At 70.2% G+C, this 23,140-nt stretch carries 24 protein-coding genes; 14 read left to right on the forward strand and 10 right to left on the reverse strand.

Going from position 1 to position 23,140, the window contains the following annotated elements; all coding sequences use genetic code 11:
• Positions 1-7: 7 nt before the first annotated feature.
• The 3 genes from AB0K12_RS35800 to AB0K12_RS35810 are packed head-to-tail and all read left to right on the forward strand — an operon-like array spanning position 8 to position 3,211.
• Positions 8-1,483 carry an oligosaccharide flippase family protein gene (locus tag AB0K12_RS35800; protein WP_364571366.1) on the forward strand — a complete coding sequence of 492 codons (1,476 nt, stop codon included), beginning with the start codon at positions 8-10 and terminating at the stop codon, positions 1,481-1,483.
• Between the two features lie 17 nt (positions 1,484-1,500).
• A complete protein-coding gene (locus AB0K12_RS35805; RefSeq protein WP_364571368.1) occupies positions 1,501-2,379 on the forward strand; it encodes a glycosyltransferase family 2 protein in 879 nt (292 codons plus the stop codon).
• Positions 2,380-2,386: 7 nt separating this feature from the next.
• Entirely contained in the window at positions 2,387-3,211 is an 825-nt protein-coding gene (locus tag AB0K12_RS35810; RefSeq protein ID WP_364571370.1) for a hypothetical protein, read from the forward strand.
• Here the strand turns inward: AB0K12_RS35810 and AB0K12_RS35815 are convergent.
• Entirely contained in the window at positions 3,204-4,367 is a 1,164-nt protein-coding gene (locus tag AB0K12_RS35815; protein ID WP_364571372.1) for an acyltransferase, read from the reverse strand. The genes AB0K12_RS35810 and AB0K12_RS35815 overlap by 8 nt on opposite strands.
• Before the next feature lie 144 nt (positions 4,368-4,511).
• Here AB0K12_RS35815 and AB0K12_RS35820 point away from each other — a divergent pair, with 144 nt between their 5' ends.
• Genes AB0K12_RS35820 through AB0K12_RS35830 form a run of 3 tightly spaced genes read left to right on the forward strand, consistent with a single transcriptional unit; the run spans position 4,512 to position 7,545 of the window.
• Complete coding sequence (locus AB0K12_RS35820) at positions 4,512-5,384, forward strand: hypothetical protein (RefSeq protein WP_364571374.1); 873 nt, start codon at positions 4,512-4,514, stop codon at positions 5,382-5,384.
• Positions 5,385-5,392: 8 nt separating this feature from the next.
• On the forward strand, positions 5,393-6,124 hold the full coding sequence (locus AB0K12_RS35825) for a hypothetical protein (RefSeq protein WP_364571376.1): 732 nt from the start codon (positions 5,393-5,395) through the stop codon (positions 6,122-6,124).
• Entirely contained in the window at positions 6,121-7,545 is a 1,425-nt protein-coding gene (locus tag AB0K12_RS35830; protein WP_364571378.1) for an O-antigen ligase family protein, read from the forward strand. Before AB0K12_RS35825 ends, AB0K12_RS35830 begins: the two co-directional genes overlap by 4 nt.
• Here the strand turns inward: AB0K12_RS35830 and AB0K12_RS35835 are convergent.
• Complete coding sequence (locus tag AB0K12_RS35835) at positions 7,434-7,982, reverse strand: dTDP-4-dehydrorhamnose 3,5-epimerase family protein (RefSeq protein ID WP_364571380.1); 549 nt, start codon at positions 7,980-7,982, stop codon at positions 7,434-7,436. The two genes, AB0K12_RS35830 and AB0K12_RS35835, sit on opposite strands and share 112 nt — an antisense overlap.
• Positions 7,983-7,992: 10 nt before the next feature.
• Positions 7,993-8,958, reverse strand: a complete 966-nt coding sequence (locus AB0K12_RS35840) for a glycosyltransferase family 2 protein (protein ID WP_364571382.1) — start codon at positions 8,956-8,958, stop codon at positions 7,993-7,995.
• Between the two features lie 55 nt (positions 8,959-9,013).
• On the opposite strand from AB0K12_RS35840, the gene AB0K12_RS35845 reads away from it, so the two are divergent.
• The 3 genes from AB0K12_RS35845 to AB0K12_RS35855 all read left to right on the forward strand — a co-directional run bounded on the left by AB0K12_RS35845 (position 9,014) and on the right by AB0K12_RS35855 (position 12,335).
• Positions 9,014-9,829 carry a 2OG-Fe(II) oxygenase gene (locus AB0K12_RS35845; protein ID WP_364571388.1) on the forward strand — a complete coding sequence of 272 codons (816 nt, stop codon included), beginning with the start codon at positions 9,014-9,016 and terminating at the stop codon, positions 9,827-9,829.
• Positions 9,826-10,782: a right-handed parallel beta-helix repeat-containing protein gene (locus AB0K12_RS35850; protein WP_364571390.1), complete on the forward strand. Its 957-nt coding sequence runs from the start codon at positions 9,826-9,828 to the stop codon at positions 10,780-10,782. The genes AB0K12_RS35845 and AB0K12_RS35850 overlap by 4 nt, the downstream gene beginning before the upstream one ends.
• Positions 10,783-10,946: 164 nt before the next feature.
• Positions 10,947-12,335, forward strand: coding sequence for a hypothetical protein (locus AB0K12_RS35855; RefSeq protein ID WP_364571392.1), 1,389 nt, complete (start codon positions 10,947-10,949; stop codon positions 12,333-12,335).
• On the opposite strand, the gene AB0K12_RS35860 is transcribed toward AB0K12_RS35855, so the two are convergent.
• From AB0K12_RS35860 to ndhC, 6 genes are all read right to left on the reverse strand, one after another.
• Positions 12,332-12,991, reverse strand: a complete 660-nt coding sequence (locus tag AB0K12_RS35860; protein WP_364571394.1) for a class I SAM-dependent methyltransferase — start codon at positions 12,989-12,991, stop codon at positions 12,332-12,334. The two genes, AB0K12_RS35855 and AB0K12_RS35860, sit on opposite strands and share 4 nt — an antisense overlap.
• A complete protein-coding gene (locus AB0K12_RS35865) occupies positions 12,988-13,914 on the reverse strand; it encodes an SDR family NAD(P)-dependent oxidoreductase (RefSeq protein WP_364571396.1) in 927 nt (308 codons plus the stop codon). The genes AB0K12_RS35860 and AB0K12_RS35865 overlap by 4 nt, the downstream gene beginning before the upstream one ends.
• Positions 13,915-14,050: 136 nt before the next feature.
• The gene (locus tag AB0K12_RS35870; RefSeq protein ID WP_364571398.1) at positions 14,051-15,097 is read right to left on the reverse strand and encodes a 2-oxoacid:ferredoxin oxidoreductase subunit beta; all 1,047 of its coding nucleotides are present in this window, start codon (positions 15,095-15,097) and stop codon (positions 14,051-14,053) included.
• Positions 15,090-16,934: a 2-oxoacid:acceptor oxidoreductase subunit alpha gene (locus AB0K12_RS35875; protein WP_345394554.1), complete on the reverse strand. Its 1,845-nt coding sequence runs from the start codon at positions 16,932-16,934 to the stop codon at positions 15,090-15,092. The genes AB0K12_RS35870 and AB0K12_RS35875 overlap by 8 nt, the downstream gene beginning before the upstream one ends.
• Positions 16,935-17,183: 249 nt before the next feature.
• The gene (locus AB0K12_RS35880; RefSeq protein ID WP_364571401.1) at positions 17,184-18,665 is read right to left on the reverse strand and encodes a polysaccharide deacetylase family protein; all 1,482 of its coding nucleotides are present in this window, start codon (positions 18,663-18,665) and stop codon (positions 17,184-17,186) included.
• A gap of 85 nt (positions 18,666-18,750) precedes the next feature.
• Entirely contained in the window at positions 18,751-19,122 is a 372-nt protein-coding gene (gene ndhC, locus AB0K12_RS35885) for an NADH-quinone oxidoreductase subunit A (RefSeq protein WP_364571403.1), read from the reverse strand.
• Between the two features lie 339 nt (positions 19,123-19,461).
• Here ndhC and AB0K12_RS35890 point away from each other — a divergent pair, with 339 nt between their 5' ends.
• From AB0K12_RS35890 to AB0K12_RS35910, 5 genes are all read left to right on the forward strand, one after another.
• Positions 19,462-19,944, forward strand: a complete 483-nt coding sequence (locus AB0K12_RS35890; protein WP_364571695.1) for an NADH-quinone oxidoreductase subunit B family protein — start codon at positions 19,462-19,464, stop codon at positions 19,942-19,944.
• Complete coding sequence (locus AB0K12_RS35895) at positions 19,941-20,495, forward strand: NADH-quinone oxidoreductase subunit C (protein WP_364571405.1); 555 nt, start codon at positions 19,941-19,943, stop codon at positions 20,493-20,495. Before AB0K12_RS35890 ends, AB0K12_RS35895 begins: the two co-directional genes overlap by 4 nt.
• A complete protein-coding gene (nuoH, locus tag AB0K12_RS35900; protein ID WP_364571407.1) occupies positions 20,488-21,429 on the forward strand; it encodes an NADH-quinone oxidoreductase subunit NuoH in 942 nt (313 codons plus the stop codon). Before AB0K12_RS35895 ends, nuoH begins: the two co-directional genes overlap by 8 nt.
• Positions 21,430-21,545: 116 nt before the next feature.
• On the forward strand, positions 21,546-21,677 hold the full coding sequence (locus AB0K12_RS35905) for a hypothetical protein (RefSeq protein ID WP_364571409.1): 132 nt from the start codon (positions 21,546-21,548) through the stop codon (positions 21,675-21,677).
• A 65-nt stretch (positions 21,678-21,742) separates the two neighbouring features.
• Complete coding sequence (locus AB0K12_RS35910) at positions 21,743-21,889, forward strand: hypothetical protein (RefSeq protein WP_364571411.1); 147 nt, start codon at positions 21,743-21,745, stop codon at positions 21,887-21,889.
• 32 nt (positions 21,890-21,921) lie between these two features.
• Here AB0K12_RS35910 and AB0K12_RS35915 read toward each other — a convergent pair whose 3' ends face one another.
• Positions 21,922-23,118, reverse strand: coding sequence for a serine/threonine-protein kinase (locus tag AB0K12_RS35915; protein ID WP_364571413.1), 1,197 nt, complete (start codon positions 23,116-23,118; stop codon positions 21,922-21,924).
• Positions 23,119-23,140: the final 22 nt, after the last annotated feature.

Consider the following 23,140-nt stretch of genomic DNA (forward strand, 5'->3'; position numbering starts at 1 on the left):
GGCGGGCATGGAAGAGCAACCGGGCCCGGACATCAGCGACATCGGACGCAAGGCCGGCCGAGGGGCCGTGTGGAGCCTGCTCGGCACCCTGGTCACCAGGGCGGGCTCGTTCGTCCTCGGGCTCGTGCTGGCCCGGTTGCTCGCACCCGCCGACTTCGGCATCTACGCGGTCGCGCTGGCCGCGACCCAGCTCGTCATGGTCGTCAAGGACGTCGGCGTCATGTCGGCCGTCGTGCAGTGGCGCGGCCGGCTGGAGGAGATCGCGCCCACGGCGACGACGCTGACCATGTGCTCCGCGCTCGGCCTGTACGGGCTCTTCTGGGTCGGCGCCCCCTACTTCTCCGCGCTGGCCGGCAGCGAGGAGGCCACCCCGGTGGTGCGCATCCTCACCGCGGTCATCCTCGTCGAGGCGATCACCGCGGTGCGCAGCGCCGCCCTGCTGCGCTGGTTCCGCACGGGCAGCAACACCAAGGCCGTGCTGGCGGGCTTCCTGGTCAACGCGCCGGTGGCGATCGTGCTGGCCGCGGGCGGGGCCGGGCCGTACAGCTTCGCCTGGGGACAGCTCGTCGGGGCCGTGGTGACCGGGTTCTTCATGCTGTACTACGCGCGGCTGCCGTACCGGCTGGGGTTCGACCGGCGGATCGCGGGGCGGCTGCTGCGCTTCGGCGTCCCGTCGGCGGCCGGGATCGCGCTGGAGATCATGCTGCTCAACGTGGGCTACATCATCGTCGGCAACATCATGGGCAAGGACTGGCTGGGCTTCTACCTGATGGCGTTCAACGTCTCCAGCTGGGTGCCCGGCGTGATCGGCAGCGCCATCCGCATGGTGTCGATCGCCGGCTTCTCCCGTCTCGCCGAGCGGGACGGCGCCTCGCTCTCGCTCGGCGTGCAGAAGAGCGTGCCGCTACTCGTCACCATGGTGCTGCCGCTCGCCGCGTTCATGGCGGTGCTGGCCCACCCGCTGATCATCTTCATCTACGGCGTGCGGTGGGAGCTGTCGGCCGGCGTGCTGCGCTTCCTCGCGGTGCTGATGGTGGTGCGCATGCTCACCTCCTTCGCCCTCGACATACTCAACGGCCAGGGCGCCACCCGCTCGACCGTGTGGATGAACCTCGGCCACGCCGCCGCGATGATCCCCGCCGTCATCGTCGGCACCCACCTCGACGGCATCCGCGGCGCCGCCGTCGGGCAGGCGGCCGCCGCGGTGCTGGTGGCGCTGCCGCTCGCCATGCTCGCCGTGCACCGGGCCGGGGTGCGGCTGGCGCCCGTCCTGCCCGGCCTGCTCCGCCCGGCGCTCGGCGCCCTCGTGTGCGCCGCCGTCATGCTGGGCCTGGCCACCGTGACCGACGGCCTGCCGTTCGTCCAGCTCGTCGTGGCCGGCGGCGGCGGGCTGCTGGCGTACGCGCTGGTCGTCGTGACCCGCGACCAGTTCACCCTGCTGAGCGATCGTCTCGTGCGGCTGCTTCCCGCCCGAGCGCGATGACCCCCGAGGAGAAGAGCGTGCTGGTGTCCATCGGAATCCCGGTCCGCAACGGCGCGGACCGCCTGGAGACGGCCGTGCGGTCGGCGCTGGCCCAGGACCACGCCGACATCGAGGTGGTGATCTCCGACAACGCCTCTACCGACGGCACCGAGGAGCTCTGCCGCGAGCTGGCCCGCCAGGACGAGCGGATCTCCTACCACCGCCAGCCGCGCGACCTGCACGTGGTGGGCAACTTCGTGGAGGTGCTGCGGCGGGCGCGCGGCGAGTACTTCCGCTGGATGGGCGACGACGACCTGCTCGAACCCTCGTACGTCTCCAAGGCCCTGCGGCCGTTCCTGGCCGACGAGCGGCTCATCCTGGTCACCACCGACATGACGTACACGCGGGCCGACGGATCGGTGCACCGGCCGCGCTACCGCGGCACGCGGATGCTCTCCGACGACCCCGTGGACCGGCTCGACGAGCTGTGGGACGTCGTCACCATCCAGCACCACGGGCTCGACCCGCTCTACGGCCTGATGCGGCGCGAGCGGGTGGCCGCCGTGCCCAGGCCGCTGATGATCCGCGAGGACGAGGTCTACGCCACCATGCTGGCGCTGACCGCGCCCTGGGGGCACGTGCCCGAGCCGCTGGCCCACCGCAGCCTGCGTGAGCGGCGGCTGCCCGGGATCGCCGCCGCGCTCGGCGTGCCGGTCTGGACCGCGCGCTTCGCCACCACCCTGCAGTTCCGGGCGATGTACCGGGCCCTGGGCATCGTCGAGCTGTCCGCGGAGCAGCGCGGCAGGGCGCGGGCCGTGCTGGCGCGCACGTACTGGCGGCGGCAGCGGCAGATGCTGACGCACCGTGGCCGCAAACTCGCCGGGCTGGCCGCCCGGGCCGTCTCCTCGAAAGGGTGAATCGCCGGTGTTGATACGTCTCGTGCGGCTGCTCATGCAGCCCGGCCGGATCCTGCTGGCCGTCATGCGCCGCCTGCCGTTCGGCTCGTACGACCTGCGCTGCGCACTCGACCTCTACCCGCGCCCGCACTACGCCTACGGCGTGCGGCAGGCCGCCGAGCTGGCCAGGCGGCTCGGCGTGGGCCGGATCAGCGTGGTCGAGTTCGGCGTCGCGGGCGGCGCCGGCATCGTGGAGCTCAACCGCATGGCGGCGCTGGCCACGGCCGCGACGGGCGTGCGCATCGACGTGTACGGCTTCGACACCGGCGCCGGCCTGCCCAAGCCCACCGACTACCGCGACCTGCCCTACATCTGGCGCGAGGGCGACTTCGTCATGGACGTGGACGCGCTGCGGGCCCGTCTGGGCGACGCCAAGCTCGTCCTGGGCGACATCAGCGACACCGTGATCGACTTCCTCGACGTGGAGCGGCCGGCTCCGATCGGGTTCGTCTCGATCGACGTCGACTTCTACAGCTCGACGGCGGCGGCGCTGGACCTGTTCGAGGGCGACCACAAATACTTCCTGCCGCGCGTCTTCTGCTACCTCGACGACACGGTGGGCGACGACGACCAGGTCATCCACAACGAGTACGTCGGCGAGCTGAGCGCGATCAGGGAGTTCAACGAGGCCCACGAGCTGATGAAGCTGGCTCCGATCAACGGCCTGCGGCACAAGCGCCCGGTGCCCGCGCCCTGGAACGACAACATCCAGGCGCTGCACCGCTTCGACCACCCCGACTACTCCACGTACGTGGCTCGTCCCGACACCGAGACGCAGCTGCCGCTCAGCTGAAGCGCGCCCGCACCGCCGCCCGCAGGCTCTTCCAGCTCCTGTGCCGCTGGAAGGGCAGCTCGAAGAGCGCGGCGAACCCCCACGCGGCGGCCACGCTGACCGGCACGGCCACGGCCAGCGTGACGAGGAACGCCGGCATGCCGGGCGGCACGTTCGGCGCGACGACGAGCCGGTTCAGCACGACCACGATCGGCGAGTGGATGAGGTAGAGGCTGTAGGAGAACGAGCCGAGCCGCCGCAGCGGCCGGGAGTCGAGCAGCCGCACGAGCGGCGCGGGCCGCCCGGTGGCGAGCCCCGCCAGCAGCAGCCCGGCCGCCGGGCCGATCGCCAGGTCGACCCAGAAGAAGTGGCCGACCACCCACTCGGGCCCGGCCAGCACGACGAGCAGCAGCGCCGGCACGGCGGCGGCCGCCGCGAACCAGGGCCAGGGCAGGCGGCGGACCCTTTCCCCGGCCCTTTCCCCCGCCCGCTCTCCGGCCCTTTCCCCGGCCCGCAGGACGCCCGCGCACACCGCGCCCATCGCGAACAGCGCCGCGAACTGCGGGGTGAGCCGCATGAGCAGGTCCACGGCCGGTACGACGGGCGCCAGCGCACCCACCGCCACCACGATCGCGGTCACCGCGCCGAGCATGACCACCGCCCCCCACCTGCGCAGCACCAGCAGCATCAGCGGGAACGCCAGGTAGAGCTGGGCCTCGACGGCGATCGACCACAGGGCTCCGTTGGGGCTCGGCGAGCCGAAGACGTCCTGCAGCAGCAGCCCGTAGACGATCACCGACTTGCCCGTGGGCACCTCCTGGCCGGGCTGCGGGATGACCGCCCACGCGACCACCAGGCTGAACAGCAGCGCCGCCCAGTACGGCGGCAGGATGCGCCAGGCCCGGCGGACGAAGAACGTACGGGCCCGGCCGAGCCGCCACCCGGACCTGGCCGGCGAGACCGCCAGGGAGAACCCGGACAGCACGATGAACACGACGACCGCGAAGTGCCCGTAGAGCAGCCACCCCGTCCAGCCCGGCGCGTCGTTGACCGGGAACCCGGGGAACGCCAGCAACCAGCAGTGGTGCAGCACGACGAAGAGCGCGGCCACACCGCGTACGCCGTCCAGCCCGGCCAGCCGCCCCCGCGTCGACACCTGTTCCGCCGTCAGCCCCACCACACCCACCCCCGTCGCCGGACGTCGTCCGTCTATCGGGTGAGCTGGCCGAGATGTAACCGATCTGGTGAGATGTAACGTTGGACGGCTGACCGGCGATGGGTCTCTATAGAGCAAGCGTCGCGAGGCGGGGGAACGTACCAAATGGAGTTCTGGAAGGCGCTTCTCGCTCTCCTCCGAAGAGCGCTCATCGGTCCTCCGCTGATCCTGCTGTCGATCCTGGCCGGCTTGGCCGTGCACTCCTTCGTGCCAGCCCGCTACACCGCCGACGTCTCCCTCGTGCTGGCCATGCCGGTGAACGGCGGCACGATCCCGAACGACAAGACCAAGCAGGGCATGACGAACCCGTTCCTGTCGTTCAACGACGCGCTCAAGACCGGGGCCAGCATCGTCATCCTGTCCATGAACACCCAGGACGTCTGGACGGAGCTGGGGGCGCCCAAGGACGGCCCGACCGAGATCGTCATCGACGACGGCCGCAGCAACCCCAACGTCCTGGACATCAACGGCCCCTACATCTACATCCAGGTGACCAGCGACTCGGCCGAGCGGGCCACCTCCGTGCTCATGGCGGCACGGCAGCGGGTGGCCACCGAGCTGGCGCAGTGGCAGCGGGCGCTCGGCGCCCCGCCGAACACCTTCATCACCTCGACCGACATCGTCCCGCCAGCCGTGCCCGAGGCCGACGAGAGCCTGAAGTGGCAGGCGGGCATCGGCGCCGGCCTGCTCTGCCTGGTCCTCGGCATGGGCATCGCGTACGCGCTGGTCGTCAGGCGCCCGGCTCGCCCGACCGAGCAGCCCGCCGAGCCCGCCGAGCCCGCCGAGCCCGCCGAGCACTCCGAGCACTCCGAGCACTCCGAGCACTCCGAGCCCGACGCTGTCGAGGCGAAGGAGCCCGAGCAGTCGCCGGCCGACGAGGACAGCTCCGCCACCGTGGAGTTCCCCGCCTACCGGGGCGAGGACCTCTCACCCGTCCCCGGGCCCAGGAAGGCCGGCCAGGACGACGGCGAGGGGTGAGCGGCCCCATGGACTTCTGGGCGACGGTGACGGTGCTGTTCAGGCGCTGGTACGTGACGGTGCCCGCCTTCCTGCTGACGGTCGCCGCCGCGCTCGGCGTGTACGCCGTGGCGCCCAAGACCTTCGTCTCCACCTCGGCCCTCGTCCTCACGCTGCCCGTCACCGGCGGCAGCCTGCCGAGCGACCCCAAGTTCCCCAACCCGCGCACCAACCCGCTGGTCTCCTTCGACCAGGGGCTCAGCATGACCTCCTCGATCCTCATCCAGGCGCTGAACACCCCGAGGGCCGCCGCAGAAGCCGGGGTGCCGCCGGGCGGCGAGGTCACGCTCAAGGTCACCAGCGGCGGCACCAACCCCGAGCTGATGCCGGCCACCCCGTTCATCGTCATCACCTGCGAGGCCCCGAGCGCCGAGCAGGCCCGCTCCATCGTCGTCAAGGTCACCGAGCTGGCCGCCAGGGAGCTGCGCGCCCGGCAGCAGCAGGTCAAGGCGCCGCCCGCCACGTACGTGAGCGCCACCGTCGTCGTGCCGCCGACCGAGCCCGACGAGAAGAAGGGCAGCAGGATGCGCAGCGCGGTCGTCACCGGCGCGCTGGCGTTCTTCGTGAGCCTGTTCGCGGCCTTTGCGGCCGAGAGCTTCGCCCGCCACCGCCTGGCCCGCCGCCGTACGCGGGCCGCGTCCGCGCCCCTGGAGACGGCCGCCTCCAACGGGGCCCGCTCGCCGGCGGGACACGAGGGATGAGGGCCCGGCGTCCCCCCGGTCTGACCGCCGCTCCCGTCGTCGTGCCGCGCCGCGCGGACGGCGCCACGCTGGCCGGCCTGTTCGCGCTGGTGCTGCTGTTCGTCCCGGCCCGGATGGCGGTCGCGGGGCTGCCGCTGTCGCTCACCCCGGCCGAGATCGTGGCGCTGTCGCTGGGCGTGGTGTGGGCGTGCGCGCAGATGGTCAGCACCACCGGCGTGGCCAAGGGGTCGAACCCCGTGCGTACCGCGATCTTCGCGTACGCGCTGGTCCTGCTGGCCGTCTACGGCTACACGACCTCCCTCTACCTGCCCTCGGACGAGCTCAACCTGGCCGACCACACGCTCGTGCTCTACTTCGGCTACGTGAGCCTCGTCCTGGTCATGTGCGACGGCATCGGCAGCCGCGAGCGGCTCGACTTCGTGCTCAAGGCGCTGGTGGCCGGCGGGACGTTCGCGGCGGCCGTCGCGCTGCTGCAGTTCAGGCTCGATTTCGACCTGACGCAATATCTGCAGCTCCCGGGCCTGCGCCACTCCTCGACCGAGGAGGTGCCGACCGTCATCTCCCGCTCGGACCTGCGCCGGGTGGCCGGCACGCTGGGACACCCGATCGAGTTCGGCGCGCTGTCGGCGATGCTGCTGCCGCTGGCCGCGCACCTCGGTTTCCAGGCGCGGCGTCGCGGCCAGGGGGCGGCGCGCTGGTGGTTCTGCGCCGCCGTCATCGCGGCCGGCCTGATGTTCTCCGTCTCCAGGACCGCCGTGCTCGGTCTCGCCGGCGCCGGGCTCATCCTGCTGATCGGCTGGAACAACCGGCGCCGCCTGGCCGCCTTGGTCGCGTTCGGGGCGTTCCTCGGCTTCATGAAGCTGCTCGCGCCCGGCCTGCTCGGCACCTTCTACAACCTGTTCGCCGGGGCCGGCGAGGACAGCAGCATCATCTACCGCACCCACGACTACCCCTGGGCGATGCGCGAGTTCGCCAAGAGCCCGGTCTTCGGCCGCGGGCCCGGCACCTGGTATCCGTTCAAGCACCAGGTGTTCGACAATCAGTACTTGCTGTCCCTGGTCGAGACCGGGCTGCTCGGCGTGCTCGGGTTCGTCGCCGTGATCGTCACCGGGATCGTGACGGCGCTTCGGGTACGCCGCATGAGCGCCGACCCCGACGTGCGCAACCTGGGGCTGACCGTCGCCGCCTGCCTGGTGATCCCACTGCTCGGCGCGGCCACGTTCGACCTGCTCTCCTTTCCCGGCATCACGAGCGTGCTGTTCCTGCTCGTCGGCACGGCCGGGGCGATGCTGCGGCTTGAACGCGCCGCTCAGACCCCCAGCCTGGCCCTGAGGTCCTTCCACGACCCCGCCGACCGGTCCCGCTCGCTGACCACGCTGACCGGCAACGGCCACGGCAGCGCCAGGTCGGGGTCGTCGTAGCGGACCGCCAGGTCCTCCGCCGGGTCGTGCTCCCTGTCGATGCGGTAGCAGACGTCGGCGTGCTCGGTCAGCGCCTGGTAGCCGTGCAGGAAGCCGGGAGGGACGTACAGGTGGGCGAACGTCACGTCGTCGAGCCGGACGGCCGTCTGCGCGCCGAACGTCGGCGAGCCGGGCCTGGCGTCCACCAGGAAGTCCAGGACGGCGCCGTGCGCGGCGCGCACCAGCTTGGCCTCGCCGCGTCCGGAACGCCCGTGCATGCCCCTGATCGTGCCCCTGCGCGAGCGCGACTGGCTGTCCTGCACGAACGCGTGCGGGTCCAGGCCGTGCTCGGCCGCGAGCGCGGCGTCGAACGTGCGGGTGAAGAAGCCGCGCTCGTCGTGGTGCGGCGTCGGCACGAACAGCAGCACGCCTTCGAGCTCCAGGCGCTCGACTCTCATCGCGTTCCTCTCATCCCGGTAGGGTCCGCAGCCGGCGGGACGGCCTGAGCAGCGCCACGACCGACGCCCGCGCCGTACGCCGGCCCGCCGCCGCCCGCATCGCCTCGCCCAGCAGCACCGCGAGGTAGAAGCCCGCGCTCGCCACCCGGCCGCGCCGCCGCCTGAACAGCCGCACCCGGTTGACCGTGAGCAGCGCGGCCAGCATGGGGCTGGTCTTCGCCTCGCCGCCGATGTGCTCGACCACGGCCTCCGGGTCGTACCAGAGCGTCCAGCCGGCGTCCCCGGCGCGCAGCGCGTAGTCGGTCTCCTCGCTGTAGAGCAGGAACGACTCGTCCCAGGGGCCGATTCGCTCGATCATCTCGACCGACAGGAGCATGGCGGCTCCAGTGGCCCAGTCGGCGGGGCCGGGACGCTCGTACCGCTCCGGGTCGGTGACCATCTCGCCCAGCGTGCCGATCCGGGCCGCCGGCCCGCCGCCGATCAGCGCCTCGGCCAGCGCCCTGCGCACCGCCGGGGTGCGGCGCAGCGAGTGGTGCAGCACGCCGTCCGTGCTGACCAGGCGGGGGACGGCGATGCCGGTGCCGGGACGGTCGAGCGCCGCGCAGAGGGCGGCCAGCGCTCCCGGGCGGAGCCGGCAGTCGGGGTTCAGGACGAGGACGGCGTCCAGCTCGGCGAGGTCGAGCGCGGCGATGCCGGCGTTGATGGCGGCCGCGTACCCGGCGTTCCTGCCGACCTGGACGGGCCGTACCGGCAGCTCGGCTTTGCCGGCGAGCGCGAGCGAGTCGTCCTTGGAGGCGTTGTCCGCCACCACGACGGCCGCGAGCCGGGTCCCCTCCGCGCCCGCGGCCAGCGAGTCCAGGCAGCCGCCGAGCACCGGCGCGCTGTTGTAGGTCACGATCACGATCGCGACTCGGGCGGGCGTCACAAATCGGCCATCGCCCCCCAGGAATGGATCGTTACAGGTAACAGAAGGCACATGTGGGGCGATATGTGGATCAGGGGCCGGTGTCGTAGAGACGGAGACACAATCCATGCAGGATCTGCAGGCTTTCACGTTTCGTCGCGACGAGCTCTTCCCGCTCGCGGACAAGTACTCCGAGCAGTTCCGTACGGCGTCGCCGTTCCGTCACGTCGTGATCGACGACTTCCTGCCGCCCGAGGTGCTGGAGCCGGTGCTGGCGGAGTTTCCCGAGCCGAGGGACGCCACCTGGCAGCGCTTCGACACCGCCCGCGAGGTCAAGCTCGCCCTGGCCGACCCCGAGCGCATGGGCCCGGCCACCCGGCACCTGCTGGCGGAGTTCAACGGCGGGGTGTTCATCGACTTCCTGGAGCGGCTGACCGGCATCACGAACCTCGTCTCCGACCCGCACTTCGAGGGCGGCGGCCTGCACCAGATCCGCCCAGGCGGCTTCCTGAAGGTGCACGCCGACTTCAACCGCAGCCGCCGGCTCAACCTCGACCGGCGGCTCAACGGCCTGCTCTACCTCAACAAGGACTGGCAGGAGGACTACGGCGGGCATCTCCAGCTCTGGAACAAGGACATGACCGCGTGCGAGGGCAAGATCCTGCCGATCTTCAACCGGTTCGTCCTGTTCGCCACCACCGACGACGCCAACCACGGCCACCCCGACCCGCTCACCTGCCCTGAGGACCGGGCGCGGCGCTCGATGGCCCTCTACTACTACTCCAACGGCCGGCCCGCGGACGAGGTCACCGAGGAGCACACCACGCTGTTCCGCCAGCGTCCAGGCGAGGCGTGGAAGAGCAACCTGCGCCAGGTCGCCAAACGCTGGACGCCGCCCGCGCTGGCGGACCTGGTCGGCGGACGGAAGACCAAGGGCGAGTGAGGTCGCGCACTGCGGGCAGGGGCCTCCGGGCCGGCCTGGCCGCGCTGCTCGTGCTGGTCTGCACCGCCTGTCAGGCGTCCGGCGGGCGGGAACGTCTGGACGTCACCCCGGCGCCCTCGACCGCCGCGCCCGCCACGGGGAGCGCCTCGGCCACTCCCTCGGCCGCACCCTCTCCCGAGCCCTCCCAGAAGGTCTGGCCGGGGCCCGGCAACACCGGCGTGCCCGAAGGCGTGCGGCTGCGCAAGTCCGGCTCGATGCGGGTGACCAAGAACGGCACGGTCATCGACGGCGTCGAGGTGACCGGGTACATCACGGTCGAGGCCGACGACGTGACCATCCGCAACACCCGAGTCCGCGGCACCAAGGGCTGGTGGGGGATCCTCCAGCGGGAGGGGCGCACGGGGCTGACCGTCGAGGACACCGAGATCTTCGGCAACGGCAAGCAGCGCACCCAGTTCGGGATTCTCAACCAGGGCAAGATGATCACGATCCGCCGGGTGGACATCCACACGATCTCCAACGGCATCCTCACCCAGCAGGGGCTGGTCGAGGACTCGTACGTGCACGACCCGAAGTACTACTCCGGCGACCACACCGACATGATCATGTCCACCGGGCCGCCCGCCCCGGGCACCGAGCTGATCATCAGGAACAACACCGTGATCAACACGCTCGACCAGACCGGCGCGATCGCCCTGTTCCAGGACTTCGGGGTGGTCAAGAACGTCACGGTCGAGGGCAACCTGCTGGCGGGCGGCGGCTGGTCGTTGTACGCGGGGGCGGGGGACAAGGGCACGTCGTCGAACATCAAGGTCATCGGGAACGTCTTCAGCCGGAAGGTGTGGCCGAAGGGCGGGGCGGCGGGGCCGGTTTCGTACTGGGATAATGACGGGCCCGGAAATCGGTGGGAGGGGAACGTCTGGGAAAACGGGGAAACGGTTTCGCCTGGATAGCCGGCTTGTGGAGATCACTTTTCGCGATATTCGGGAAACGTGAGTTTCCTGAGAATGAGAAGGGCGCGAGTCCTTTTTCGCGGAATATCCTCTTTTTGTCCTTCTGCATGGCTAATCTCTCCCCCTGGGGGACTTGACGTGGCCGTGATCGGAAGGAGCCGCCTGTGTCCAGGCAGCGCAGGAAGAGCAGGCACGCCGGCTGGTTGTCCCTCGCCGGAGTCTCCGTGGTGGCGGCGCTGGCCGGCACGTACGTGGTCGTCGTCGGCGAGCCGGAGCCCCGTACCGTCCTGACCGACGCGTCGGAGCCCCGCCTGAGCGGCGCCGAGTCACGGGCGGTCGCTCCCGGCGCCGCCGCGGGCCGTCAGCTGCGCGGCCCCGCCACGACGCCGCCCTGGTACCGGCGCGAGCGGGACTTCTGGCGGTGGTGGCCCCGGCGTCCCACGAAACAGGCGCCCCGCCCGACCCGCCGCCCGACCGCCGCGCCGACCACGACGCGCACGGCGACCCCGGCTCCCAGGCCCACCCGCACCCGCACATCCGTCCCGACGCCGACGCGGACGCGCACGCTGCCCCTCCCCAGCCCGACGGTGACGTGGACGCTGCCGCTCCCGCCGAGCCCCACGCCCGGCCCGACGCGGACGATCACCCTGCCGCCGACCCCGCCCGTCACCCGGACCCCGGAGCCGACCAGGACGCCCACCCCGACCCCGACCCCGACCCCGACCCCGACCCCGACTCCCACGCCGACCCCGGAGCCGACCAGGACCACCGTGCCGCCCTCGGGCGACTGGCCGGGACCCGGCAACACCGGCGTCCCCGCGGGCACCAGGATGGTGGAGAAGACCGGCTCGATCATCATCAAGCAGGACGGCATGGTCATCGACGGCTGGGACGTCACGGGCGACATCACGGTCGAGGCGGACAACGTGACCATCCGCAACACCCGCGTCCGCGGCCAGAAGGACTATTGGGGCATCCTCCAGCGTGCGGGCCACACCGGCCTGAAGGTCGAGGACAGCGAGATCTTCGGCAACGGCAAGCGCCGCACCCAGTTCGGGATTCTCAACCAGGGCAAGATGATCACGATCCGCCGGGTCGACATCCACACGATCTCCAACGGCATCCTCACCGACCAGGGCCTGATCGAGGACTCGTACGTGCACGACCCGAAGTACTACTCCGGCGACCACACCGACATGATCATGTCCACCGGCACCGCAGCCCCCGGCACCGAGCTGATCATCCGCCACAACACGGTCATCAACACGCTCAACCAGACCGGCGCGATCGCCCTGTTCCAGGACTTCGGCGTGACCCGCAACGTCACCGTGCAGGGCAACCTGCTGGCAGGCGGCGGCTGGACCCTCTATGCGGGCGCCGGCAAGAAGGGCATGTCGTCCAACATCAAGGTCATCGACAACGTCTTCAGCCGCCGGGTGTGGCCGAAGGGCGGCTACGCGGGCCCGGTGTCGTACTGGGACGCGAACGGCCCCGGAAACGTCTGGCGCGGCAACACCTGGGAGGACGGCGTCGCGAGCGTGACGGCGGGCTAGCCCCGTATGGCGATCACCGACTTCACCAGCCCGGCCAGCCGCTCGAAGTGCAGCCGCGACTTGGGGAAGTAGTGCCGCATCTCGGTCACGCTGAGCAGCTCGACCTCCATGGCGATCATGCGCGCCGCGTCCCGGTCGGAGGTCGGCGTGTGCACGAGCGGCCAGCGCCGCAGGATCGTCGTCCGCGCCGCCAGCGGCAGGAACTGGAAGCCGGGGAACAGGAAGTGCGGCTCGACCGGGAAATAGCGGTAGGGCGTCTGCACCCAGTGCCGGTCGGCCATCTCGTGCACGGTGTCGGCGAAGCGCTGCCGCCGCTGGTGCCCGCCCACGTGCTCGATGACCGCGTTGGAGAAGACCAGGTCGTAGCGGGCGCCGCGGATCGCGGGCGGCAGGTCGCAGGCGTCGGCCACGTCCGCGCGCAGCCAGGAGGGCAGGTCGGCGGGCGGCTCCTCGAGGTTGACGATGTGCACGTGGGCCGGTCTGACGGGGGCGCGCAGCCAGGCGCCGGCCGTGCCGCCGAGGTCGAGGACGTGCATGCGGCCGAGGTCGGGGAAACGGCTCGCGAACCACTGCCAGCGCCGTGCCCGCGCCTTGGCCCCGAGCGAGTCGGGGGCGTCCACGAAGCGGCTGCGCAGGGCGTTCAATCGGCTCTTCACGCGGGCACCTTCCCGTACCAATCGACTGTTCTCCGTAACCCGTCGTCCAGGTCCGTGACAGGCCGCCAGCCGAGCAGCTCCGCCGCCGGGGCGATGTCGCCGACCTGCGTGATGTCGTACGGACGGTCGGGCGCCACGCCGAAATCCGGGGTCTGCCCAGGGGCGGCGATCGCGAAGAGCTTCATGACGATGTCGTGAGCGGACGTCCGCACCCCGGTCGCGATGTCCATCGTGTGGCCGATCGCCTTGTTCGACTCCCCGGCCCGCACGTACGCGTCCACGACGTCGTCCACGTAGATCCAGTCCGCGAGCTTCGTCCCCTTCGTCAGCCGGGGGCGCTCGCCGCGTGACAGGCACAGCGTCACGTACGGGATGAGCTTCGTCGTGTCGGGCTGGGCGGGGCCGTACACCATGCTGGGCCGCAGCACCGTGACCGGCAGCTCCCACAAGCGGTGGTAGAGCTGCGCGTAGCCGGTGGCGGCCCACTTCGCCATCGCGTACGGCGACGACGGCGGCGCGTGCCCGTTGCCCGGCCGCGGCTCCTCGATCGAGCCGGTCATCACGGTCCTGACGGCGTGCGCGCGGGCCGCGTCCAGCACGTTGACCGCGGCGACGAGGTTGCCCGCCAGCGTGACCCGCACCATCTCAGGGTCCCTGGCCCCGTTGACCTCGCTCGCCAGGTGGTACAGGACGTCGGGGCACACCGTGCGCACCAGCTCGGCCGTCGCCTCGGGATCGCGCAGGTCCACCTGGTGCCGCTGGACCTCGTCCGCTGGGGTGCTCGCGGCGTCGTCTCCCTCCGTCCCGGCGCGCCGGCTCACGGTGTGGACCTCGGCCCCCAGCGCGGCCAGGCGTGCGGCGAGGTGGCCGCCGATGAACCCCGACGCCCCCGTCACCAGGGCCCGCCTGCCCGTCCACGTCATCAGCGCACCTTCCCCCCGGCCCCCCACGGCCCGGTCACAGGTGTATCCCGGCCTGCCTCCGCGCCGTTACGCGGGGAACGCCCCAGAATGCCGAACGCCGCCGCCCTCGCAGGGGCGGCGGCGTTCAGAGGCGGTTTCAGCTGATGCGCCAGGTGTCTCCACCCATGAGCAGGTCGCTCAGGTCGCCGGGACCCTTCTGCGCCACGGCCTCCTCCAGCTGCTCGGCCATCAGCGACTCGTAGGACGGCCGGTCGACGCTGCGGAAGATGCCGATCGGCACGTGCTCGAACGCCGGCTCGTCGAGCCTGCTGAGCGCGAACGCCACCGACGGGTCGGGGCTGTGGGCGTCGTGCACGAGGATCTGGTCCTCGCTCACGCTGTCGCGGGCCACCACCTCGATGCCGCCGGACGGGCCGCGTACGACGGCCTTGCCGGCGCTCACGATCGGCTGGCCGTGCTCGAGCCGCAGCGTGATGTCGTCGCGGACCTCGGGGTCCTTGAGCTGCTCGAACGCGTTGTCGTTGAAGATGTTGCAGTTCTGGTAGATCTCGACCAGCGACGTGCCGCGGTGGGCGGTCGCCTCGCGCAGCACCGACTGCAGGTGCTTGCGGTCGGAGTCGATGGTGCGGGCCACGAACGACGCCTCGGCGCCGATGGCCAGCGAGATCGGGTTGAACGGCTTGTCCAGCGAGCCCATCGGGGTCGACTTGGTGATCTTGCCGACCTCGGAGGTGGGGGAGTACTGGCCCTTCGTCAGACCGTAGATCCGGTTGTTGAACAGCAGGATGTTGAGGTTGACGTTGCGCCGCAGCGCGTGGATCAGGTGGTTGCCGCCGATCGACAGCGCGTCACCGTCACCCGTGATCACCCACACGCTCAGGTCGGGCCTGCTGGCCGCGAGCCCGGTCGCGATCGCCGGCGCCCGCCCGTGGATGGAGTGGAAGCCGTAGGTGTTGAGGTAGTAGGGGAAGCGCGACGAGCAGCCGATGCCGGAGACGAACACGATGTTCTCGCGCTTCAGTCCCAGCTCGGGCAGGAAGCTCTGCACCGCGGCCAGGATCGCGTAGTCACCGCAGCCCGGGCACCAGCGCACCTCCTGGTCGGACTTGAAGTCCTTCAGGCTCTGCTTCACGTCGGTCTTGGGGACGAGCGACAGGCCCCTCCCGTTCACCAGCTCAGTCACTGTCGATCACGTCCTGGATGACTCCGGCCAGCTCCTCGGCCTTGAACGGGAGCCCGCGCACACGGTTGTAGCTGATCACGTCGACGAGGAACCTCGCCCGCAGCAGCAGCGCGAGCTGGCCCAGGTTGATCTCGGGCAGCAGCACCTTGTCGTAGCGCTTGAGCACCTCGCCGGTGTTGGCGGGCAGCGGGTTGAGGTGGCGCAGGTGGGCCTGGGCGACCTTGCCGCCGGCCTTCCTGATGCGGCGCACGGCCGCGGCGATCGGCCCGTACGTCGAGCCCCACCCGATGACCAGCACCTTCGCCTCGCCGTCCGGGTCGTCGACGGCCAGGTCGGGCACGTCGATGCCGGCGATCTTGGCGGCGCGGGTGCGCACCATCAGGTCGTGGTTGTCGGGGTCGTAGGAGATGTTGCCGGTGCCGTCGGCCTTCTCGATGCCGCCGATGCGGTGCTCGAGCCCGGCGGTGCCGGGGATGGCCCACGGGCGGGCGAGCGTCTCGGTGTCGCGCTTGAACGGCAGGAACGCGCCGTCGTCGCCGTTGGGCTCGGTGGTGAACGGCTGCGAGATGTCCGGCAGCTCCGACACCTCGGGCAGGCGCCACGGCTCGGAGCCGTTGGCGAGGTAGCCGTCGGAGAGCAGCATGACCGGGGTGCGGTACTTCACCGCGATCCTGGCCGCCTCGACCGCCGCGTCGAAGCAGTCGCTCGGCGACATCGGCGCCACGACCGGCACCGGCGACTCGCCGTTGCGGCCGAACAGCGCCATCAGCAGGTCGGTCTGCTCGGTCTTGGTCGGCATGCCGGTGCTGGGGCCGGCGCGCTGCACGTCCACGACGATCAGCGGCAGCTCGGTGGTGACCGCGAGGCCGACCGTCTCCGCCTTCAGCGCCACACCGGGACCGCTCGTGGTCGTGACGCCGAGCGCGCCGCCGAACGCGGCCCCGAGCGCCGCGCCGACGCCCGCGATCTCGTCCTCCGCCTGGAACGTGCGGATGCCGAACCGCTTGTGCTTGGACAGCTCGTGCAGGATGTCGCTGGCCGGGGTGATGGGGTAGGACCCGAGGAACAGCGGCAGCTTCGACTGCACGCTCGCGGCGATCAAGCCGTAGGCCAGCGCCTGGTTGCCGGAGATGTTGCGATAGACGCCCGGCGCCAGCCTGGCCGGCCTGACCTCGTACGAGACCGAGAACGACTCGGTCGTCTCCCCGTAGTTCCAGCCCGCCTGGAAGGCCGCGATGTTGGCCTTGGCGATGTCGGGCTTACGCGCGAACTTCTGCTCAAGGAACTTGATCGTGTGCTCGGTCGGCCGGTGGTAGAGCCACGACAGCAGGCCGAGAGCGAACATGTTCTTCGACCGTTCGGCGTCCTTTTTGGACAGGTCGAAACCCTCGAGGGCCTTCACGGTGAGCGAGGTCAGCGGGACCGCGTGCACGCGCCACTCGCTGAGCGAGTCGTCCTCCAGCGGGTTGGCCGCGTAGCCGACCTTCTGCAGGTTGCGCTTGGTGAACTCGTCGGTGTTGGCGATGATGTCCGCGCCCTTGGGCAGATCGCCCAGGTTGGCCTTGAGCGCGGCCGGGTTCATGGCCACCAGCACGTTGGGTGCGTCGCCCGGCGTGAGGATGTCGTGGTCGGCGAAATGGAGCTGGAAGCTCGACACTCCCGGCAGGGTGCCTGCGGGGGCGCGGATCTCGGCGGGAAAGTTGGGGAGCGTCGACAAGTCGTTGCCGAACTCCGCCGTGCCGGCGGTGAAGCGGTCGCCGGTGAGCTGCATTCCGTCGCCGGAGTCACCGGCGAACCTGATGATCACGCGGTCGAGTTGCTGGACCTGCTTCGTCACAGCTCAGTCCTCCTCGACGCGCCACTGCGCGGTTGCCTTAGGCGCGTTCTCTGTTTCCATGCTAGATCCTCGGAAGGTCACGCGTTTGCATGCCACCCAAAGCGGGTAAACGCGGTCGGAGTCAGGTCAGGGTGAGGTGGGAGAGCGACGACACAGCCCGGCGGCCAGCCTGCAGAGGTCTACATGCAGGCGGGCGAACAGGACGGTTCGGGTCACGAGCGCCAACTATACGTCCCCCCAACACGTGCGCTACGTCAGGGGCTGCTTACCCGGCAGCTCGTTCCCTGACCTGTACATGCGGCCGGCCTGCATCCCCGCAGAGCCGTACAACTCAGGAACGGTCACCAAGCTGTAACCCTTCCCGCGCAACCTTTTGAGGATGTCCGGAACCGCATCCACGGTTTCCCGATGAATGTCGTGCATGAGAATGATCGCACCTGGATGCGCTTCGCGCACGACCCGGTCCGCGATGTCCGACGCCTTGGTGGCCGTCTGGTCCTTCGGGTCCACGTCCCAGGTGACCACCGAGCAGCCCATCTCGCGTGCGACGTCGCGTACCTGCTGGCTCACCGCCCCGTACGGCGGCCGTACCAGCGTGGGCGTCTGCCCGATGACCTCCGACACCGCGTCCGAGGTCTTCCCGAGTGAATCGGCGACCTTGCTGCTCGGCTGCTTCGACAGGTCCCTGTGGGCCCAGCTGTGGTTGCCGACCAGGTGGCCTTCCATGCTCATCCGCCGGACCAGCGCGGGCTCCGACGCCACGCCGCCGCCGACCGTGAAGAACGTCGCCCGCGCCCGCTGCTCCGCCAGCAGGTCGAGCAGCCGTCCCGTGTACGGGCCAGGGCCGTCGTCGAACGTCAGCGCCACGCACTTGCGCTTCGCGCAGTCCACGTTGCCCGCCCGGTTGCTGACCGCGTCGGGGCTGCTCGTGGCCGCGAAGCCGGGGTTCACCGGATGCGCCGACCGCCTGGCCGCCTCCCTCACCGCCTGCTGCGCCCGCCGTCCCAGGCCCGACAGCAGCGGCGTGACCTGCTGCGCCGGTACGGCCACCGCGACCCGGCCGAGCGAGCACCTGCCGACCTCGCAGTCGTCGAACTCCACGACCAGGTCGCCGTTCCTGTTGAACGCCATGGAGTCGAACATGTCCGCGTCCGCCGTCACCCGGCTGCGCTCCACCTGCGCGCCGCGCTCCGCGAGCGCCTCCTTGACCAGGGCCGCCAGCCTGTCGAGCGCCGGCCTGCCCGCCAGCAGTCCCGTCGATGTCGCGGCCTTGCCGCTGCGCGGGTCGAACCAGTACGTACGCGTGGAGTTGCCCCAGTTCGTGCCCAGGAACTCGCCGGTTCGCAGGCGCACCCCGACCGCCTCGGGGGAGGCGGCGGCGAACTGCCACTCCACGTTCAGCTCCGGCTTGGGAAGGATGGGGGCGTCGCCGCGGGTCGTGCGCCTGAAGTCCTTGAGCTGCCGCTCGGCGCCGGCCTTGAGCATCCGGTTGAGTGCTGGGGCGCCGGTCAGCACCGGGTACTTGATGTGCACGTATCTGCCGGCCGTCGGGTCGCCTTCCGTGACGGTCGTGGTGGACAGGCCGACGACGGTGGCGGGATCGACGAAGTCGATCAGCGTCGGCTCTGCCGGGACCATGATGTCCCTCCCGTTGGAGGCGGCGGCGAAGCCGCAACCGGAGGCCGAGAGGGCCAGCAGAGCGATTCCCGTACAGAATCGCGATTTGTGCATGCTTGTCAGGGTATGGGTGTGATCTTATGGTTTACCCGGATTTTGTGTGATCAGTCCGGACACTTTGACCACGCTGGGCACCGGGTCAGGTCCAGCTGAGCACCCGCTTCCGCCACGCGTACAGGATCCCCAGCGCGATGAACCCCAGGAAGACGAACATCTCCACCAGCGTGGTCAGCCCGTACCCAGGCGCATCGAACACCGTCGCCCACGGGAAGAGGAACACGGCATCCACTGCGAACACCACGTACAGATACGTGAACACGTAGTACCGGACCTGCGACTGCGCCCACCATTCACCCACAGGGTCGACCCCGCACTCGTAGGTGGTCAGCTTCTCAGGAGTGGGCCGCGACGGCCGCAGCAACCGATTGGCGAAGAGCGCCCCGGCGACGATCGCCACACCGATGGCAAGCAACGCGGCCACCAGCACATAGGAGCCAAAGTAGCCGTCCATGCCCGGATCGTAACCCGCCCCGCCTGACGAACCCACCCCGCATCGGGAACCCCCTCCTACGCCACCCTCCTGCGCCACCCGCCGGCGTTGGCCACCTGCGCCCCGCCGGCGTTGGCCACCTGGCCTCGCCACCCCCCCTCGCGCCCACCCGCCACCGCCAAGCTCTGAAGCGCGTTCCGTACCCCCGCCATCACCTCAGTCCTCACAGCACTCCCACCAACCCCTTCCGCACCACCCTTCCTTTGCCTGTCCTGTGATCCGCGCAAGAATGGCCGTATGGCAGCAACGGACCTTCCGATGCCCACAGTGGGCCCGGTTTCGCGATTGGCGCCCAAGCCGATGCGCTTCATCCTCAACTGGGGCCGCCGCTACTCGCTGTGGGTGTTCAACTTCGGGCTGGCCTGCTGCGCCATCGAGTTCATCGCGGCCTCGACCAGCCGCCACGACTTCATCCGCTTCGGCGTGATCCCGTTCGCCAACGGCCCCAGGCAGGCCGACCTCATGATCGTCTCAGGCACGGTCACCGACAAGATGGCCCCCGCGGTCAAGCGCCTGTACGAGCAGATGCCCGACCCCAAATACGTGATCTCGTTCGGCGCCTGCTCCAACTCCGGCGGCCCGTACTGGGACTCCTACTGCGTCACGAACGGTGTCGACCAGATCATCCCCGTGGACGTCTACGTCCCGGGCTGTCCGCCTCGCCCCGAGGCCCTCCTGTACGGCATCACCAAGCTCCAGGAGAAGATCGCCGGCGAAAAGCTGTCAGACCGCTACATCTGGTCCCGCTCCCACGCGGAGGACCCGTCCGGCGGCCAGGCATGAGCGCCGACCTCGCAGCCGGCCTCGAAGCCCGCTTCGGCGACCGCGCCGAGGTCACGGAGTCCTACGGCGACATCACCATCGACGTGCCCCCAACAGACTGGACGAACCTCCTCGAATACGCCCGCGACACCCTCGGCCACGCCTTCTTCGACTGGCTGACGGGCGTCGACGAGCCTCCCGACACGTTCGCGATCGTGGCCCACGTCTACAACCCGGACACGCGACGCAGGCTGCTCCTCCGCACCCGCGTCCCCCGCGACAACCCCCACCTCCCCACCGCCGTCCCCATCTACCGGGGTGCGAACTGGCACGAGCGCGAGACGTACGAGATGTTCGGCGTGATCTTCGACGGCCATCCCAACCTCGTCCCGCTCCTGCTCCCCGACGGCTTCGAAGGCCACCCGCTCCGCAAGGACTTCATCCTGGCCGCCCGCGTGGCCAAGCCCTGGCCCGGCGCCAAGGAGCCCGGCGAATCAGGACACGGCGCCCCGAGCCGCCGCAAGACCCTTCCGCCCGGAGTTCCAGCCGACTGGGGGCCGCCCGATGCTTGAAGTGGTGCTGAGCTTCGTCGTCATCCTCGTCGTGTTCCTGGTGCTGCCGCTGATCGTCGGTCAGACGGAGCACAAGGTCATGGCCCACATGCAGTCGAGGCTCGGCCCCATGTACGCGGGCCGCTTCCACGGCTGGGCGCAGCTCATCGCCGACGGCGTGAAGTTCGCCCAGAAGGAGGACATCATCCCGGCCGCGGCCGACCGCCGCATCTTCATGATCGCCCCCGGGGTGGCGCTGGTCCCGTACCTCCTCGTCCTGATCGTCATCCCCATCGACCGCGGCCGCGCCGCCGTCGATCTCGACCTCGGCCTGTTCTTCGTCCTCGCCGTCATGGGCGTCGGCGTGCTCGGCTCGATCATGGCGGGCTGGGCGTCGGCCAACAAATACTCCGTGCTCGGCGGGATGCGTTCCGCGGCCCAGCTCATGTCGTACGAGCTGCCCCTCGTCCTCGCCGCCTCCTCGGTCGCGATGGCGGCCGGCACCCTGTCGTTGTCGGGGATCGTCGAGGCCTGGCAGTGGTGGTGGCTGCCGTGGCAGGCGATCGGCGGCATCGTCTTCTTCGTGGCCGGCCTGGCCGAGCTGCGCCGCCCGCCGTTCGACATGCCGATCGCCGAGTCCGAGATCATCATGGGCCCGATGACCGAGTACACCGGCATGCGTTTCGCCCTTTTCATGCTCTCCGAGTACGTCGGCATCGTCGTGCTGTCCTTCCTGACCACCGTGCTGTTCCTCGGCGGCTGGCACGGCCCGTTCCTGCCCGGCTGGCTCTGGACGCTGGTGAAGGTCTTCTTCCTGTCGTTCGTGGTGATCTGGCTGCGCGTGACGTACCCGCGGCTCCGCGAGGACCAGCTGCAGAAACTCGCCTGGGCGGTGCTCGTCCCCCTGGCCCTCGTCCAGCTGGCCCTGACCGGCCTGATCAAGGTCCTGATCTGACCCGGTATGACCAATAATCCAATCCCTTTAGACCGAATTATTGGTCCTTGATACCCCTTCAACCGCCTACGTACGATCACCATCCGAGAAGGAACGTCCCGTACGGAGGTGTTCACGTGCTCTCAAAACGCCTGCTCGCGAAATTGGTCGTAGCCGCCGCCATCATCACCACCGGCATCCTGGCCGCCGCCCCCGCCAACGCCGCAACGGACCCGCCCAGCACCGACGGGTACATCTGGTCCAACTGACCGCACCCCGCGCAGACCAGAAGGCTCCCACGAGAGCCTCCAACCCACGCCCCCGAAGGTGTCACATGATCTCGAAGAAAGCAGCAGCACAGGTCGTCGCGGCCATAGCGATCACCGTCGTCGGCTTCATGGCCGCGAGCCCCGCCAATGCCGTCACCGATCCGCCCAGCGGTGGCCAGGTCGGCACCGACGGCTTCACCTGGTCCAACTGAGGGGACTGCCGACGGGCATCGCGCCGAGCGGGTCAGCGGACGATGGCCAGCATCACGTCGGAGGCCGACGGACGATCCGTGGGCTGCTTGCTCAGGCAGGCGCCCACGACGTCGCGTAAGCCGGCCGGCAACCGCGACAGATCGGGAGCATGATTGAGCACCCGATTGAACACCGCCGGCACCGTGTCCTCCCCGAACGCCGGCCGCCCGGTGGCCGCGAACACCATCGTCACCGCCCAGCTGAACACATCGGACGGCGGCCCCACGGTCTCGCCCTTGAGCTGCTCAGGCGACATGTAGGGCGGAGTGCCCACCATTTTCCCGGACGTCATCGTCATCTGATCGAGCGCCCTGGCGATGCCGAAGTCGATCACCCGCGGCCCGTCATGCCCGATCAGCACGTTGCTCGGCTTGAAATCCCGGTGAACGACCCCCGCCTTGTGGATGGCCGCCAGCGCCCCGGCTGTGGACAACGCCAGCCGCGTCAGACCGTCCTCATCCCGGGGCCCGTGGTTCCTGACGAGCTGCTCCAGCGACGGCCCGTCCACGTACTCGCTGACGATGTACGCGTGCCGCCCGCCGATGTTCACGTCGAGCACCCGGGCTGTGGAAAACGTCGCCACCCGCCGCGCCGCCTCCACCTCCCGCGCGAACCTCGTCCTGGCCACGTCATCGACCAGATCGTGCAGCACCTTCACCGCCACCCGCACCCCGTTGGGCGCCATGGCGAGATAGACCGCCCCCTGCCCGCCGCGCCCGAGCTGCCGCTCCACGCGGTAGTGGCCGATCCACTGCGGCTGCCCCAGCGGCCGGTGCACGGACGGAGCGGTGGTGCGCTGCCGCACGTCGGCAGGGGGACGAGGAGTCGGAGTCGGAGTCGCAGCCGGAGCGAAAACCGCAGTCATGCGAGCCTTGGCCATGAACGGCACCAGAATCCCCGAGTGGATGACCCCGCCGACCCAGCTGAGCAGGAGCCCCAGCGTGACGGGCACGGTCAGCTCGGCGGGAGCGTCGTCATTGGGGTAGGCCAGCACGGCGATGGTGAACGACCCCATGCCGACCAGATAGACACACGCCGCCACCCCGTGCCAGACGTTACGCAGCCAGAACGCCGCGAACCCCACCGTGAACGGGGTCGCGAAGCCGCAGGTGAGCAGCGGCAGACAGGCCCACACCACGGCGGCCGTCCACCGCAGGCCGCTGGGCCGGATCGGATGGCTGTGCTGCATGGCGGAGAGACTATCGCCCTGC

The organism is Nonomuraea sp. NPDC049419 (assembly GCF_040676995.1).
Classification (GTDB): domain Bacteria; phylum Actinomycetota; class Actinomycetes; order Streptosporangiales; family Streptosporangiaceae; genus Nonomuraea; species Nonomuraea salmonea.